Source organism: Aeromonas sp. S9(2024) (genome assembly GCF_041403185.1).
GTDB lineage: Bacteria > Pseudomonadota > Gammaproteobacteria > Enterobacterales > Aeromonadaceae > Aeromonas > Aeromonas enteropelogenes.
Window position 1 is genome coordinate 12335 of record NZ_JBGLRE010000017.1, and the last position, 16557, is coordinate 28891.

The following is a 16557-nucleotide window of genomic DNA, read 5'->3' on the forward strand; positions in this document are numbered from 1 at the left end:
ACCGGACGGGTCACTCCCGGTTGCCCGACAGCTTCAGAATGCGGGAGAAGTCAGAGAGCAGGGTCGCCATCTGCACCCGTGGCACCTGACCCGGCGCCACCTGCGGGCGAAACACGCCCTGCAGCTTGCCCTTGGGGTTGATAAGCACGATGGAGGCGGAGTGATCGATCAGGTAATCCTTCTCCCCCTGATTGGCGATGGAGTAGATGAGCCCCAGGTTGCGCACGAAGGGAAACAGCTTGTCGTGATCCGCCGTCACCGCCTTGAACTCGGGATTGAAGAAGGCGGTGTAGGTCTTGAGGCGCTCCAGGGTATCCCGCTGGGGATCCGCCGAGACGAACACCACCTGGCTGTTGGGTGCCAGCTGCTTGAGCTCGCCGTAGATGGAACGCAAATCGGCCATGGTGGTGGGGCAGATATCGGGGCAGAAGGTGTAGCCGACGAACAGGAAGGTCCAGTGTCCCAGCAGATTGGCGGGGGTAAAGGGCAGATTGTCCGCGTCGGTAAAGGTGAAGTCATTGATGTCCCGTGCGGCGGGATAGTAGTCGGCATGCTCCGGCATCTCTGGCCGGGTAACGTAGAACGCGAAGATGAGGCAGCTTGTCAACAGCAGAAAAATCAGGGGATAACGAAGCTTCATCATAACAAGAGACCCTTTCAGTTCGGTGCATCTGACCTGCAGTGGTCACATGGAGGGCGTCATTGTAACTCCAATGGGCCGGAAACGGGTCGTCATCGCGCATCAACTTCTTGTCGGGCAATTTGCCAGCGCCAGATCCTGTAAAAACAAAAGCCCCCTCTATGACGAGGGGGCTTTGGAACGGGGCCCGCCAATGGGGCCCCGGGCATAGAGAACGCGTAGACGCTACTCCCGCTCCTTCACATAAGGGGTGCCGAGCGCCTTGGGCGCCACCGCACGACCGATAAAACCGGCCAGCAGGAACACCGTCAGGATATAGGGCAGCGCCTCGATGGCCTGTACCGGGATGGCAAAGCCCCCCACGCTCACCCCTTGCAGGCGGATGGCCACCGCATCAAGGAAGCCGAACAGCAGGCAGGCAGCCATGGCGTTCCAGGGGCGCCACTTGCCGAACACCAGCGCCGCCAGCGCCATGAAGCCCTTGCCCGCGCTCATGTTGGGGATGAACTGGGCCGTCTGGGCCACCGACAGGTAGACGCCGCCCAGCCCCGCCAGCAGGCCGCCGATGACGAGCGCCGTGTAGCGCATCCGCACCACAGAGATGCCGGCAGTATCGACCGCCGCCGGGGCCTCGCCCACCGCCCGCAGGCGCAGACCGAAGCGGGTGCGAAACAGCACCCACCAGGCCAGCGGCACGGCGGCGAACGCCAGGTACTCCAGCAGGGAGTGGCCGCTCAGGAGCTCGCTGTAGAGCTGGCCTATGACGGGCACGTCATACAGCTCCTTGGCATAGGGCAGATCGATGGGGGCGAAGCGGGCATCACCGGAGAGCGCCGGGGTCTGGCCCCCCTGATCGAACCAGTAACGACCCAGGGTAACGGTCAGGCCGGCCGCCAGTATGTTGATAGCCATGCCGCTCACCACCTGATCACCCCGGTGGGTGATGGTGGCAAAGCCGTGCATCAGGGCAAACAGCACCGAGACCAGCACCCCGGCCCCCAGCCCGACCCAGGCCGAGCCGGAGACCGCGGCGGCGGCACCGCCGGCGAAGGCGGCCGCCAGCAGCTTGCCCTCCAGGGCGATGTTGACCACCCCGGAGCGCTCGCAGAACATGCCCGCCATGGCCGCCAGTATGAGGGGCGGCGCGGTGCGGATGGTGGCATCCAGCATCAGGATCAGCAGTTCAAACATATGATCAGGCCCCCTTCACTTGTGCAGTTGAGCGGCTGGCAAAGGCCAGATAGAGCTGCTCGATGCGCGGGCGCATCATGTGCTCCAGCGCGCCGCAGAACAGGATCACCAGCCCCTGCAGCACCACCACTATGTTGCGGTCAACGCCGAACTCGAAGCTGAGCTCGGCGCCCCCCTGATAGAGGAAGCCGAACAGCAGGCTGGCGATGATGACGCCGACCGGGTGGTTGCGCCCCATCAGGGCCACCGCGATGCCGGTGAAGCCAAACCCTTCCACGAAGTTGAGCTTGATCTGGTGCAGCTCCCCCTGTAGCACGTTGAGGGCAAAGAAGCCCGCCAGCATGCCGGAGATCACCATGGCCAGGATCACCACTCTGGGATAGGAGATGCCCGCGTAGGCGGAGGCACTCTGGCTCGCCCCCACCGCCCGGATCTCGTAACCCCAGCGGGTATGCCAGATGAAGACCCACACCAGGAGCGCACAGATCAACGCCCAGACGAAACTGATGTTGAGCGGGCTGTTGGGCACTTCCATCCCGAAGCTGGCCGCCATGGTGCTCAGCTTGGGCAGCCAGCTCGCCTCGGCGAACACCCGGCTCTCGGTGGCCATGGATCCGGGCGGCTTGAACACCTCCACCAGCAGATAGGCCATCAGGGAGGCGGCGATGAAGTTGAACATGATGGTGGTGATGACGATGTGGCTGCCGCGCTTGGCCTGCAGCCAGGCCGGGATAAAGGCCCAGGCCGCACCAAACAGGCCGCCGGCGATGATGGCCAGCGGCAACAGCAGGACAAACGGCAGCACATCGCCGAGCAGCAGACAGACCAGACCGACGCCGAGGCCGCCGATGTAGGCCTGCCCCTCACCGCCGATGTTGAACAGGCCGGCGTGAAAGGCCACCGCCACCGCCAGACCGGTGAAGATGAAGCCGGTGGCGTAGTAGAGGGTGAAACCTATCCCCTCGCCGGTGCCGAAGGCGCCGTACCACATGATCTCGGCGGCATCGACCGGGTTGATGTCGAGGTAGTAGAACAGGATGGCCGACACCAGGAAGGCCAGCAGAATATTGACCGCAGACAAGACGCCCACGGAGACCCAGGCAGGGACACGAACTTGGCTCATCAGCGGGCCTCCTTGGCAACGTCATCAGGCTCGGATGTATTGACCATCATCAGACCGCGCTGACGACAAACAGATGTGATCCTCATGACGTCGCTCCTTGTGTCGGGCTGGCCGCCACGTCATCGGGTACGATATTCGCCATCATCAGGCCTATGGTGCGCTCATCCGCCCTGGCGGCATCCAGCTCGCCAACGATGCGGCCATCGGCGATGACCAGGATGCGATCGGATAAGCTCATGATCTCGTCCAGCTCCACCGACACCAGCAGCACCGCCTTGCCCTTGTCGCGCATGGCGATCACCTGCTGGTGAATGTACTCGATGGCGCCGATGTCGACGCCCCGGGTCGGCTGGCCGATCAGCAGCACGTCCGGGTCCTGCTCCACCTCACGGGCGATCACCAGCTTCTGCTGGTTGCCGCCGGAGAAGTTCGCGGTCTTGTGCTCGGGGCTGGGCGGGCGCACGTCCCACTTCTCCATCTTGGCCTGGCAATCCTGCTGGATCGCGTCTTTGTCCTGCAGCCACCCCTTGTTGTATTGCGGGCGGCGGTGATAGCCGAGAATGAAGGCCTCTTTCGCCTCGAAGCGGTTGATGAGGCCCATCTTGTGCCTGTCTTCCGGCACATGGCCGAGACCGAAGTTGCGCACTCGCTCGGGATCGGCGGGATGCTCGGCGCTTACCCGGTGCACCCCGTCGCGACTGCTGATGGTAAAGCCCCCCTTGCTCGGCTTGAGGATGCCCCCCAGCAGGCTGAGCAGTTCGGACTGACCGTTGCCGGAGACCCCGGCGATGCCGACCACTTCACCGGCACGCACCTCGAAGCTGACCGACTTGACCCGCTCCACCTTGCTGGCATCGACATAGCAAAGCCCCTCGACCTTGAGTTTGGCCTCGCCCGGCCGGGTCGGCCCCTTGTCGACCTTGAGGCGCACCTTGCGCCCCACCATCAGCTCGGCGAGCTGCTCCTTGTCGGTGTCTTTGGTGGCCACGTGGGCCACCATCTCGCCACGGCGCATGATGGAGACCTGATCCGTGATGGCCAGGATCTCCCGCAGCTTGTGAGTGATGAGAATGATGGTCGCCCCCTGATCCCGCAGCTTTTTCAGCACCTCGAACAGGTGATCCGCCTCTTGCGGGGTCAACACCCCGGTCGGCTCGTCGAGGATCAGGATGCGGGCGCCGCGATAGAGCGCCTTGAGGATCTCGACCCGCTGCTGCAGGCCCACCGGCAGATCTTCCACCTTCTCGTGCAGCGGCACTTCGAGACCATAGTCCCGGGCCAGCTCGCCGAGCAGCTTTTCCGCCGCCGCCACGCTCTGGCGCAAGTGCCAGCCGTTCTCGGCGCCGAGGATGACGTTTTCCAAAACAGTGAAGTTGTTCACCAGCATGAAGTGCTGGTGCACCATGCCCACCCCTGCGGCAATCGCATCTTGTGAGCCATGGGGTTTGAAGGGTTTCCCGTCGATCAGCATCTCGCCTTTGTCGGCATGATAGAAACCGTAAATGATGCTCATCAGGGTGGATTTGCCGGCGCCGTTCTCGCCGACAATGCCGTGAATGCTGCCTTTACGAACCTGGAGGTCAATCAGCTTGTTGGCGTATACGTCGCCGAACCGCTTATCGATACCTCTTAATTCGATGGCATAGCGATCTGTCTGGTCCATGATGCAGCCCTGCGTGTCATGAAGTAAGACTAAAAACCGGCCCGTGCGGGCCGGTCGGTGCGTTGAGAGTCGTAGCTAGGTTCTGATTAGTATTTGCAGGAGTTGTCGCTCATGTAGTCATGAACCTTGATCTTGCCAGCGATGATGTCGGCCTTGATGGCGTCTACCTTGGCCTTCATTTCCGGAGTGATCAGCTTCTCGTTATCCTTGTCGAGTGCCCAATCCACACCGCCCTCGGCCAGGCCCAGGTTCTTGATACCCGGCTTCCACTCGCCCTTGGCGGCGTCATCCCAGGTCTGGTAGGCGGCCAGACCCACCGACTTGACCATGGAGGTCAGCATGGTGCCCGGTTGCAGGTGGTTCTGGTTGGAATCCACGCCGATGGCCAGCTTGCCCTCGTCCTTGGCAGCCTGGTAGACACCGATGCCGGTACCGCCGGCGGCGGCATAGACCACGTCCGCGCCCTTGGCGAACTGGGACTTGGCGAGCTCAGCCCCCTTGGCCGGGTCAGCAAAAGCCGCCGGGGTGGAGCCGGTCATGTTCTGGAACACGTCGATCTTCGGATTGACGTACTTGGCGCCCTGCTCGTAGCCGCACTGGAACTTGCGGATCAGCGGGATATCCATGCCGCCCACGAAACCGACCTTGCCGCTCTTGGAGGCGATGGCCGCCAGCGCACCCACCAGGAAGGAGCCTTCATGCTCCTTGAAGATGACGGACTGCACGTTCGGCTTGTCGACCACCATGTCGATGATGGTGAACTGGGTTTTCGGGAATTCGGTCGCGACCTTCTCTACTGCCGATCCCATGTTGAAACCGACCGCTACGATGGGGCCGTTGCCACGGCTGGCCAGACGGCGCAGGCCCTGCTCGCGCTGGGCTTCGTTCTGGGGTTCGAACTCCTTGACCTTGACCCCCTTGTCCTTGTTGTAGACTTCGACGCCGTTGCGGAACACGGCTTCGTTGAATGATTTGTCAAACTTGCCGGCGGTGTCGTAGATCACGGCGGGCTCGGAAGCAGCCTGAGCTGAGAGGGCGGCGAGGGTGAGGGTGGCCACGGTGGCCAGCTTGAGCACTTTAGTCACGATCGTATCCTTGATTGTTATTAAGTGAGGGAACCTGCTTGCCTGCCCGGGCAGGCCAACTAGCACGCAGACTTACTCTAAGTCAGCCCGGGTGGGGGTCAAGCAGATGATAATAGAAAAACGTTTGCGCTAACGGTTTGAGTTATAAGCAAGTAACTATATAACATGTTGTTTTTTGGCGATTTTTAAGTTTTTTGTTCTGAATAGATAAAGACCCAAACGACATTTCTCTTATTGTTCAATGGGTTAATGTAAATCGTTTTCCTGAAATTCATCTCTCCCCCTGCCCGTCCGTGATCCGGCTCGCAGATTCCCGCGCGGCACCGAAGCTGTACCGACAAGGCGCGCCGCCGCCCCCCTTCATCCCCTTCTTCGGTTTACGCCCGAGATAGACATCACATCGGAATGCTGGCCCCTCCCCTGATGTCCGCCCCCTGACTTTGGGTTTGGTCTGACGGGGGGATGGCCGTATAATCGCCGCCTGTATAAATAAACAGGAGTGGTGATGGACGTTTCAACCCTGCTCGACGGGCTCAACGACAAGCAAAGAGACGCGGTAGCGGCCCCCCGCTGCAACCTGCTGGTGCTGGCCGGTGCCGGTTCGGGCAAGACCCGGGTGCTGGTGCACCGTATCGCCTGGCTGATGCAGGTGGAACGCTGTTCACCCTTCTCCATCATCGCGGTGACCTTTACCAACAAGGCGGCGGCCGAGATGCGCGGCCGGGTCGAGAAGGTGATTGGCGACAATGTGCGCGGCATGTGGATCGGCACCTTCCACGGCATCGCTCACCGATTGCTGCGGGCCCACCATCTGGATGCGGGCTTGCCGCAGGATTTCCAGATCCTCGACTCCGACGACCAGTACCGTCTCATTCGCCGGGTGCTCAAGGCGCTCAACCTCGACGAGAAGCACTGGGCCCCGCGCGCCGTGATGGGCTACATCAACGGCAAGAAGGACGAGGGGCTGCGCCCCGGCGACATCGACCTCTACGGCGACCCCGTCACCCGCACCTATCAGCAGATCTACAAGACCTATCAGGAGACCTGCGATCGCTCCGGGTTGGTGGACTTTGCCGAGTTGCTGCTGCGTGCCCACGAGCTGTGGCTGAACAAGCCGCACATCCTCGAGCACTACCGCGACCGCTTCCAGAACATCCTGGTGGACGAGTTTCAGGATACCAACGGCATCCAGTACGCCTGGCTGCGGATGCTGGCGGGCAACACCGGCAGGGTGATGATCGTCGGCGACGATGACCAGTCCATTTACGGCTGGCGCGGCGCCAAGATTGAGAACATCCAGCGCTTCCTGACCGACTATGAGGGGGCGCAGACCATCCGCCTCGAGCAGAACTACCGCTCCACCGCCAATATCCTGAAAGCCGCCAACAGCGTCATCGCCAACAACGCCGAGCGCCTTGGCAAGGAGCTGTGGACCGAGGGGGCCGAGGGCGAGCCGATTTCCCTCTACGCCGCCTTCAACGAGGTGGACGAGGCGCGCTTCGTGGTCGGCCGCCTCAAAGACTGGAAAGAGAAAGGTGGCCTGCTCGCCGACTGCGCCATCCTCTATCGCTCCAACGCCCAGTCACGGGTGCTGGAAGAGGCGCTGATGCAGGATGCAATGCCCTACCGCATCTACGGCGGCCTGCGCTTCTTCGAGCGGCAAGAGATTAAAGACGCCATGGCCTACCTGCGCCTTATCAACAACCGGGGCGACGACGCCAGCTTCGAGCGGGTGGTGAACACCCCGACCCGTGGCATCGGTGATCGCACCCTCGAGATCCTGCGCGGCAACGCCCGCGATCAGGGGCTCAACCTGTGGCAATCGGCCAAGGCGCTGCTCAATGACAAGGTGTTGACCGGCCGCGCCGGCAACGCGGTGCGCGGCTTTGTGGAGCTGATCGACGCGCTGGAGGAGCAGGTCTCCCTGCTGCCGCTGCACCAGCAGGCGGACATCGCCATCCAGAATTCCGGCCTCAAGGCCATGTATCTGGCGGAAAAAGGCGAGAAATCCCAGGCGCGGGTAGAGAACCTGGACGAACTGGTCACCGCCTGCCGCCAGTACCAGCGCCCGGACGAGCTGGAAGACATGAGCGATCTCTCCGCCTTCCTCGCCCACGCGGCGCTGGAATCCGGCGAGAATCAGGCCGACGAATACGCCGATGCGGTGCAGCTGATGACATTGCACAGCGCCAAGGGGCTGGAGTTCCCGCTGGTGCTGCTGGTCGGCGTCGAGGAAGGGATGTTCCCCAGCCAGCAATCGACCGAGGAGTCGGGCCGGCTGGAGGAGGAGCGGCGCCTGTGTTACGTCGGCATGACCCGCGCCATGGAGAAGCTCTACATCTGTTATGCCGAGAGCCGCCGCATCTACGGCCGCGAGATGTTCCACAAGCCGAGCCGCTTTATCCGCGAAATGCCCGCCGAGTGCCTGGAGGAGATCCGGCTGCGCACCCAGGTCAGCCGCCCCACCCAGTACGGCCGCTTTAGCCAGAACGAGGTGCAGCAGAGCTTCGATGCCAGCGGCATCAAGCTCGGCCAGCGGGTGCTCCATCCGAAATTCGGCGAAGGCATAGTGCTGAACTTCGAAGGGGTTGGCCAGCAGAGCCGGGTGCAGATCCAGTTCGACGACGTCGGCGCCAAGTGGCTGGTAACAGCGTATGCCAGATTGGAAGCACTCTGATTTTTCCTGCCTTTTGAAAAAACCAACCCGGCTTAGGCCGGGTTGGTTTTTTTATGATTCATCACGAAAACTTTATTATACGATCATCATAATACGCCTCGCTGTTTGAAACTACAGCCTTGGCTATGATTTTTTATGAAATAATCAACTCGACTCTAAAAAGTTTATTACCTCATCGATCCACACAGGAATAGCTTTGGGATCATCTAGTTCACAATATTTTTTTGAGAAAGATGTCTTCATTCCTCGTAAATCAAAGAATCGCTCCAACTCTTTTTTCTCGATATGGCCTAGATTTAAGGAGAGACCTGCAGGAGCATTATCAATGTGCACCTTCATTTTGTCTGATAGTTCTTGAAATGAAGGGTCATTGATATGCTGTGCAAAGTGAGCGAATGTCTGAAGAAAAACATATGGCTCTAGGCAATCTTCAATCTCTGTCGGTGGGAAGAAATTGTTGTCATTTGTAGTTTTTAGCGTAGTCTCATTTTTGTCTATGCAATTATGCAGTCGTTTAATATCGATTGCTTTAATCGCAGTTTTAGACCCGTATTTTTCATAATGCTTATCTGTATCTAAAAGGCAAAATATTTTCCCTTTAATCTCTTGGCGATCCTCCTCAAGCGCTAAATGAAAGTATTCATATAATTTTTTAACATACTTAGAACCACCGATAGAAATAACATTAATATTATTTCTTTGACCCAGCCAATGCTCTATATATCTTTTATCTGAGCTACCTTCACAAATTATCCATCCACGATTTTCAGAAGTGACTGATGCAATAATGGATTGAACAAGGTCATTAATGTTTTTCAACTCGATACTTGAAGGCTGCTTTCCTTTTGATTCTGTTTTTATAATTTTTATGTCTTCCCTGAATCTAGAAAGATCTATTAGATAAGTTTTTTTCTCAGAGTCTTGTTCAGCAATATAAGTTGCTGTGCCAGCCGGAATCGCAGACATGAACCCATACCAATGGGTTGCAACAAGAGTTTGCACATTATGAGATGATATATCATGAAGTTTTTCAAATTGTGAGAAGCAAGATGATGTATGCAATGATATTTCAGGCTCATCTATTGCTAATATCACATGTCGCCTTCTATCTGTTGACTTCATGATAAAAGCTCTTGCTAAATCTATAATTGCCTTTCTTTTTTCCCCAGAGCTGCAATGAAATATTGGGGTTGACTCACCTGTTATATTTAGGTTTAAAACTTTGGATTCGAAATATGTCTCAATTATTTTTGAAGATAAATGTGTCAAATTGAATAAAGTTTGTTTTTTTGCTGGCTTTTTATATTCATATATCTCTAGATAACTACTTACCTCATTAATGAACACATCTAATTTTGTATTTATTTCTTTTATTAATTTTTCGTCTACAGCTTTCCTTACAATTTCATCGACGGTAGTACCCATTAGCGACTGAGTTGTATTGCTCTCTATTTTTGTATAGTGTTCGAAATCAATTTCAGAAGGTATGTATATATACTCAAAAAGCTCATCAATTAAACTTCTAGCTTCCTCTATGAAATCATCTACTGTTATTTTGAATTGTTCACTCAAGTCGTCATTATAATCAGAAACGCCATTAAAAATAGAGAGTGATAATTTTGTTTCTCGTTGACTTTTCTTTTCAAACGCTAAAGGAAATATAAAGAATGACTTCTCATAACCTTTTTCTTCAGTTTTGAATCTGTCTAGTTGTCTAATGAATTCATTAGCGATATTTATATGTGACGAATTAAATTGTTGAAACTCTAACTGCCAAGTTATTTGACTTACAACTTCAAGCCACTTATATATATTTCTAGTTTTGTTTATATATTTTTTTGGTATTATAAAAACAGGACATATTGTCGGCTCTGTTGAACTAAAACCACTTTTAGCTACACTGTGATTATAGTTCCAATCTGAATTTGGATTGTTAAAGTAGATATCTAATGCTTCTAGAATAGAACTTTTACCAACACCATTTTCACCAACAAAGGCAGAAAAAAACTCTCCATTTGAGACAGGAATGAAGTTCCAACCACGATAGGTTTTATAGTTTCTTAAAAACAATGAGAATATCATTTAGCGCTCTACAGTGAATAAGTTTAAAACTAAAATAATGATAACTCACTTAATTAAGTACATAAACCCATATGAGTCACAAATTGCAGTTCGTAGGTACGAATATTCACAATGAAAACAATCTAGGAAACCCACCTTTCTAAAAGAGGCGTAGCTGGTAACACTACGCCCTGTTTTTAGGTGAGGATATCTGGTCACTTAACCAGCTTGCTCTCCATCACCCCTTGCTTGCCTTCCTCTTCACTGACCTGACTCAGCTTGGAGCGGGCCATCAGCAGGCCCATTTTGACCTCCTGCCAGACGTAGTAGTTTTTACCCGCCTCGGTGCTGAGGGTCAGGGTGGCATCGTTCTCCGACTTGGAGGTGATGGTGTGGCTGCCCGGCGTCACCTGCTTGAGGATATAGGTGTGGGCCACCGTGTCCCCAACCGCCATGCCATCCACCAGCACCGGCATCTTGACGGCGGCCCCGAAGGTTTCATTGCGATAGATATAGAGGTTGGCGGCATTGGCCCGGGCGACAAACTGCTTGGCCTGGGCATCCGCCGAGGTATCGGCCATCGGCACGGAGGCACAACCAGACAACAGACCCGCCGACAGCAGGGCGGCGGTTACCATTAATTTCCTGAACATAGTCTTTGTTTTTATTGGATTAAAGGGAGGGCCGTAGGTTCGATTAGCGAAGCGTAATCGGACGATCGCGTAATCGGACGTTCAACCCTTGAGAGGTCTACTCCAATCCCCCCAGCACCCCATCCACCGACCCGCACCAATCCGGTGGGTAGATACCGCTCGCCACATAACGATGGAAGGTGGAATACGGCCAATCGGCCACCCGCGTAACATGCCCATGTTTGAGGGGGTTGATATGGACGTAATCCATATGGCGGCGGTAATCCTGCTCATCCCGGATCAGGTGTTCCCAATAATGACGTTGCCAGATTCCCCGCTCCCCGTGGCGTAACCGGGTCTGGCTGCGGCGCTCGGTCACTGGCAAGGCGCGGGAAAAGTGGCTCTTGATTAGTCGCCACCGCAGGGGGAAATCAGTGTCCCCTTCCGGCAAAGAGAGAATGCAGTGAAGATGGTCGGGCAACACCACCCAGGCGTGAATGGCGAAGGGGTGAGCCTGTTGCACCCTGGCAACGCTGTGACGCAGCAGGTCGATCTGCTCCACCAGCAGCCGGTTGTTGCGCCGCTCCAGCAAGTTGACGGTAAAGAACCAGGTTCCTCCGGGCCACCATGCCCGCCGCCAGTTGGCCATGCCCTTCCTCTCGCCTCGGCCGAAAAGCCAAGCATAGCCTTGCCTCACTTCGATCTGCTTGCAGGCCATGATGACGCGGATGTTCCATTACGCGATCGTCCGATTACGCTTCGCTAATCGAACCTACACGGACAGGAAATATGGGACACCCACCTTTCTGACAGCGGCGTAGCTGATAAGGCTACGCCGTGTTTGTTAGGGGAAATATCTGGTTATTTAACCAGCTTGCTCTCCATCACCCCTTGCTTGCCTTCCTCTTCACTGACCTGACTCAGCTTGGAGCGGGCCATCAGCAGGCCCATTTTGACCTCCTGCCAGACGTAGTAGTTTTTACCCGCCTCGGTGCTGAGGGTCAGGGTGGCATCGTTCTCCGACTTGGAGGTGATGGTGTGGCTGCCCGGCGTCACCTGCTTGAGGATATAGGTGTGGGCCACCGTGTCCCCAACCGCCATGCCATCCACCAGCACCGGCATCTTGACGGCGGCCCCGAAGGTTTCATTGCGATAGATATAGAGGTTGGCGGCATTGGCCGGGGCGACAAACTGCTTGGCCTGGGCATCCGCCGAGGTATCGGCCATCGGCACGGAGGCACAACCAGACAACAGACCCGCCGACAGCAGGGCGGCGGTTACCATTAATTTCCTGAACATAGTCTTTGTTTTTATTGGATTAAAGGGAGGTAGAGGTTCGCATGGAGCTTGGTTGGCAAGCAATTACCCATTGCCCTTCAAGCCGTGACCCGCCTCTCTTTTCCGGGAATTAATCGAGGCCAATATGCAGCTTCTCTCCCCCAAGCTGATCGGTTGCTGCGATAGTGGCGAGAGGATGACTCATCTGGAGAGAGACCATGCAGGCATTGATCACCACTGCTCACCAAACCAGTTACCCCAATCCCATCGGCTTTCAGGCCGGAGAGCGGGTTCGTATCGGCCATGAAGACGACGAATTTCCAGGCTGGGTACGTACCGTCACGGCCGATGGCAACGAGGGGTGGGCCCCGCTGTCGCTGCTCACCCCCATCGGCGAGGGAGAGGCACTCGCGCTGCAGGATTACACCGCCCGCGAGCTGGATGTGGCGGTGGGGGAGCTGGTCACGGTAGTACGTGAGCTGGCCGGCTGGCTCTGGGTGCAAGGGGAACGAGGCGAATCTGGCTGGATACCGGCCAGTTGCATCGTATTGGCATCATAAGAGGCCATGGATAAGGCTGGGGCGCAGGCTCACATCCACGTAATAAACGCTGGAGGTAAAGCCGGAGGTGAGTCAAAAACCCGGCCATCAGACGGGACGCGGCGGCCGGGTGAATTGTAAAGAGTAGGGTGACAGATAAAGCGGGTTATCAGCCTAGTCTAATCAACTCGATGGGCGCGTAACGCTCTTGAGAGTTGGCCAGCAGCACACACTTCTCATGCTCTGCCTCATAGGGGGTCATATTGTCGGTGTGGGCCTCCTTCAGGGTATCGACGGCGCCGGTGGCGGCAATCATTACGCGCTGGCCGATGTTCAGCACGTTTCTGTTGCGATCATAGATCTTCATTACTTTCTCCTTTTCCTGTGTCCGGGCCTGTGCCCGGGACAACGGAGCCAGACTACGCCCCTGAAAAAACGGGATGTATGTCACAGATCAAAAAAGGGGCAAAGAGGGACTCATCACGGCGAGGAAACCCGGGATCGCAGGCAGAGCCTGTCGCGCTACATGCGTGCATGCTGCGCTTTCTGCCGCCATGGGCTCGAAGCAAAAGGCGGATCCGTTATAGTGAACCTCGCTCGCACCAAGCCGCTTTCAACCTACAGGGAATGCACCATGAATCGCGATATCACAGCCCAGTTTATCAAGATGCTGACCAACCTCGACCACTGCCTGGCCAAGGCGCAATCCCATGCCGAGGCGAAACAGTTCAATGTGGAGAACTTCTTCAACGAACGCCTTATCGTCGACATGCTGCCGCTCGCCAAACAGGTACTGATCTGCTGCGATTCGGCCCGCGCCGTGGTGGCCACCGCCAGCCACAGCGAGACACCGGCCATGGGGGACGAACCCAAAACCATGGCGGATCTGCGCGCCCATATCGGCAACACCATCGCCTTTTTGCAAAGCAGGCTGGACGCCGACTACAGCGATTACGAAAGCGGCCACTACTTCCCCTACTGGGCCGGTGGCAAGGGGATGGACGGCCATACCTGCGTTCATGAGTACGGCATTCCCAACTTCTACTTCCACCTCACCATGACCTATGCCCTGCTGCGCCAGGCCGGGGTCGATCTCGGCAAGCGCGACTATCTGGGCGGGATCAATTTGCAGTAAGGATTGCAGGCACTACATCGACTCACCGTCGCGAGAACAAGCCACCAGATAACCAACAGCCTGCCATTCGGCAGGCTGTTGCGTTTCAGAGGGGCAACCAGGCGTTAAAACGGCCCCTGGCTCTCGCGCAGCTTGTCGGGCAGGCCATCGTGATCACCCAGCTCGCGGGCCGGCACATCGTCCCAGTGGCGCTCGCCTATATGGCGGTTGCGCTCGGGGTGCAGGGCATAGTGGATGCGATTGTCATCCCGATCCCTGTCGCCGACACAGAGCAGCCGCACCGGCTTGTCGGTGTTGTTGATAAAGGTGTGGGCCAGGCCATCGCCCGCCTTGAAGCCGACCGAGTCGCCGGGCTGCAGCCGATGGAGGATGCCATCAAGCCAGACATCCGGGGTACCTTCCAGCACGTGAACAAATTCATCCTCGGTCTCTTCGGCGTGAGGCCAGCTGGTGCGATGACCTGGGGCCAGCAGTTCGTGGTGAATGCCGATGCGGGCAAAGCCGTAGTGCCTGCCGAGGGGACTACCCCGGGACAGCCGCTCCTGGCTGCCGGCGTAGCAACCCGGCTCCGCTTCTTGCAGTTCGCTCCAGTGTTTGATGCAGGGGTGACGGCTCATGGCGGGCTCCTGTGGCACGGGCGCTAAAGGTGGACGCTCATCCTACCTTTGCCGCACGGCACAGGAAAAGTGGAAGTCGGCTGGCCAGATGAGCCCCTCAGGCGAGGGGCTTGATGGGAGTCGTTGTTACTTCCCCTTGATGCATGGCAGCGGGGGCAGCTCGCCCTGTTGGGCAACCCGGGTCATCTGGTAGTTGCCCTGCAGATCCCGATAGACGCGGGTGTTCCACACCTCGCCGTTGTCGAGCTGGAATTCGATATCGTAATTGACCCCGGATACCACCTGGCTGCGCACCTCGCGGATGCTATCGAGCTTGGCGGCCGTGTTCATGCGAGCCAGCACGCTGGCCAGTGCGGCGTCGGCCTGGGTATTGGGCAGAGCCTGAACCTGCCAGCCACCGGCCAGCGTGGCACATTGCGGTTGCTGCGGCGCGCTGCTGCAGGCACCCAGCATGCCCGCCATCAGGATGGGAAATAGCACTCGCTTCATCTGGTGTTCTCCAGTCTCAAAATGACCACTCTATCAAGAGTGCGCGCACAATATTGTCGCAGCGGTCACGGTCAGACCGGCAAGAGAGCACAGATCGATCCGGTATAAACGCCGGGAGAAGGCCGGGAAAAGAAAGAGGCGTGAACCATGCCAAGCCTCGGGATGACGGAAAGGCCAGGCCACTCGGTTCAAGAAAAAGCCAGAATTGCCGCAGTGTTGTTTTGGGACTCCCACGATACGGTCAATCACGGGGCAGACGTCAGTTCTCCACATCCCAAGGACACTGCTTGGCCAGTTCCGCCTTGCCGCTGGCGACCAGCGCCTGCTGCACCATTCGTTTGTAGCGGTTCTTGATATGGGCTGGCAGGGCGGGCACCAGCAGCCGTTCATCAAATTCAGGCAGGGCACGTTCAGGCAGCACAGCCTGCTCCTCGGGAGTGAGCGGGGGCCGGGCAGCCAGGTTGCTGCCCGATATGGTGGGGGTGCCCACCAGCATCCGGCTTTGCAACGGGGCACTCAGCAGAAAGTCGATCAGCATGTAGGCAGCCTTGAGCTTGTCAGGGTCATCCTTCACATGGCGGGCGATGGAGAGCGCATCCAGCGCATAGATGGCCCCCTCCTGCACCATGGCGATCCGCCACTGCTGGCCGTTTTGCCGGTTGCACTCCACCAGCTCCAGTCCCCAGGTGGTGGCCAGCCGCTGCTGACGCAGAGCCTCGCAGCTATTGGTCTGATTGAACCAGAAGCCGCGACTGGACTTCAGACGCCGGGTCAGGAGGCGCTCCACCTCCTGCTGCAATGGTTGATCGGCCAGCATCTCGCCACTGGCAAACAGGGCGGGCGATTTGCCAAGGGAGAGCAGCACGGAGAACAACAGGGGCTCGAACTGATCGCAAAACACGGCAAATTGCCCCTGGGGCAGATCGTCAGCCAACACCTGCCAGCTGGTCGGCGCCTGGGCAATCTGCTTACTGTCGTAGGCCAGGCTGAACATGGCGTATGTGAACGGGACCGAGTAATTGCGCTCCCCCTGCTTGTCATATTCGGTATTCCTGAGGGTCGGTTTCAGCTCCGGATAGTGGCTCAAACGGCTGAAGTCGATGGGCAGCAGCAACTTGAACAGGGGGTGATGATGCGCCTTGTAGAAATAGCTGGTCGGCATCACCACATCGGCAGAGCGGGTCCGCAAAGCCCGGTAAACGCTGTCAAAGTCAGTCAGCAGTGGTTCGACCCGGCTGACCGTCACCTCCATCCCGTTGGCCCTGGCATAGTCGGCAAACTGCTGCTCATACCCGGCGGGCAGATAACCCCACTCCAGCAACTTGAGCTGGATCGGCGCCGCCAGCAGCGGAGTCCCTACGAACAAGCAGCAGAGAAACAGTAGACGCATGGCCGTTTACTCCTGAGATGAGCATCTTGATGGAGTA

16 protein-coding genes are annotated in these 16557 nt (G+C 57.2%); 3 read left to right on the forward strand and 13 right to left on the reverse strand.

The features are described from left to right. Positions 1-10: 10 nt before the first annotated feature. The 5 genes from ACB028_RS19855 to ACB028_RS19875 all read right to left on the reverse strand — a co-directional run bounded on the left by ACB028_RS19855 (position 11) and on the right by ACB028_RS19875 (position 5702). Positions 11-643 (reverse strand): SCO family protein, encoded by a 633-nt coding sequence (locus ACB028_RS19855; protein WP_371145023.1) that lies wholly within the window; start codon positions 641-643, stop codon positions 11-13. Positions 644-865: 222 nt separating this feature from the next. Further along, positions 866-1831, reverse strand: a complete 966-nt coding sequence (locus ACB028_RS19860) for an ABC transporter permease (RefSeq protein ID WP_371145024.1) — start codon at positions 1829-1831, stop codon at positions 866-868. 4 nt (positions 1832-1835) lie between these two features. Beyond that, positions 1836-2954 (reverse strand): ABC transporter permease, encoded by a 1119-nt coding sequence (locus ACB028_RS19865; protein WP_201983431.1) that lies wholly within the window; start codon positions 2952-2954, stop codon positions 1836-1838. Positions 2955-3036: 82 nt separating this feature from the next. After that, positions 3037-4617 (reverse strand): ABC transporter ATP-binding protein, encoded by a 1581-nt coding sequence (locus ACB028_RS19870; protein ID WP_371145025.1) that lies wholly within the window; start codon positions 4615-4617, stop codon positions 3037-3039. Positions 4618-4703: 86 nt separating this feature from the next. After that, positions 4704-5702: a BMP family protein gene (locus ACB028_RS19875; protein ID WP_026457413.1), complete on the reverse strand. Its 999-nt coding sequence runs from the start codon at positions 5700-5702 to the stop codon at positions 4704-4706. A gap of 505 nt (positions 5703-6207) precedes the next feature. On the opposite strand from ACB028_RS19875, the gene uvrD reads away from it, so the two are divergent. Then, entirely contained in the window at positions 6208-8379 is a 2172-nt protein-coding gene (uvrD, locus tag ACB028_RS19880) for a DNA helicase II (protein WP_371145026.1), read from the forward strand. 144 nt (positions 8380-8523) lie between these two features. On the opposite strand, the gene ACB028_RS19885 is transcribed toward uvrD, so the two are convergent. From ACB028_RS19885 to ACB028_RS19900, 4 genes are all read right to left on the reverse strand, one after another. Next, complete coding sequence (locus ACB028_RS19885; protein ID WP_371145027.1) at positions 8524-10461, reverse strand: AAA family ATPase; 1938 nt, start codon at positions 10459-10461, stop codon at positions 8524-8526. 194 nt (positions 10462-10655) lie between these two features. Continuing rightward, complete coding sequence (locus ACB028_RS19890) at positions 10656-11093, reverse strand: DUF2846 domain-containing protein (RefSeq protein WP_371145028.1); 438 nt, start codon at positions 11091-11093, stop codon at positions 10656-10658. 97 nt (positions 11094-11190) lie between these two features. After that, positions 11191-11721, reverse strand: coding sequence for a transposase (locus tag ACB028_RS19895; protein WP_371145029.1), 531 nt, complete (start codon positions 11719-11721; stop codon positions 11191-11193). 212 nt (positions 11722-11933) lie between these two features. Next, positions 11934-12371 (reverse strand): DUF2846 domain-containing protein, encoded by a 438-nt coding sequence (locus ACB028_RS19900; RefSeq protein WP_042027037.1) that lies wholly within the window; start codon positions 12369-12371, stop codon positions 11934-11936. A 197-nt stretch (positions 12372-12568) separates the two neighbouring features. Here ACB028_RS19900 and ACB028_RS19905 point away from each other — a divergent pair, with 197 nt between their 5' ends. Next, on the forward strand, positions 12569-12910 hold the full coding sequence (locus ACB028_RS19905) for an SH3 domain-containing protein (RefSeq protein WP_371145030.1): 342 nt from the start codon (positions 12569-12571) through the stop codon (positions 12908-12910). Positions 12911-13058: 148 nt separating this feature from the next. On the opposite strand, the gene ydfZ is transcribed toward ACB028_RS19905, so the two are convergent. Then, on the reverse strand, positions 13059-13256 hold the full coding sequence (gene ydfZ / locus ACB028_RS19910) for a putative selenium delivery protein YdfZ (RefSeq protein WP_026456493.1): 198 nt from the start codon (positions 13254-13256) through the stop codon (positions 13059-13061). 267 nt (positions 13257-13523) lie between these two features. Here ydfZ and ACB028_RS19915 point away from each other — a divergent pair, with 267 nt between their 5' ends. Beyond that, a complete protein-coding gene (locus ACB028_RS19915; RefSeq protein ID WP_371145031.1) occupies positions 13524-14024 on the forward strand; it encodes a DUF1993 domain-containing protein in 501 nt (166 codons plus the stop codon). Positions 14025-14128: 104 nt separating this feature from the next. Here ACB028_RS19915 and ACB028_RS19920 read toward each other — a convergent pair whose 3' ends face one another. From ACB028_RS19920 to ACB028_RS19930, 3 genes are all read right to left on the reverse strand, one after another. Then, on the reverse strand, positions 14129-14641 hold the full coding sequence (locus ACB028_RS19920) for a cupin domain-containing protein (protein ID WP_342014074.1): 513 nt from the start codon (positions 14639-14641) through the stop codon (positions 14129-14131). A gap of 126 nt (positions 14642-14767) precedes the next feature. Further along, positions 14768-15130, reverse strand: coding sequence for a cystatin domain-containing protein (locus ACB028_RS19925; protein ID WP_371145032.1), 363 nt, complete (start codon positions 15128-15130; stop codon positions 14768-14770). 259 nt (positions 15131-15389) lie between these two features. Then, positions 15390-16520 (reverse strand): PotD/PotF family extracellular solute-binding protein, encoded by a 1131-nt coding sequence (locus ACB028_RS19930; RefSeq protein ID WP_371145033.1) that lies wholly within the window; start codon positions 16518-16520, stop codon positions 15390-15392. Positions 16521-16557: the final 37 nt, after the last annotated feature.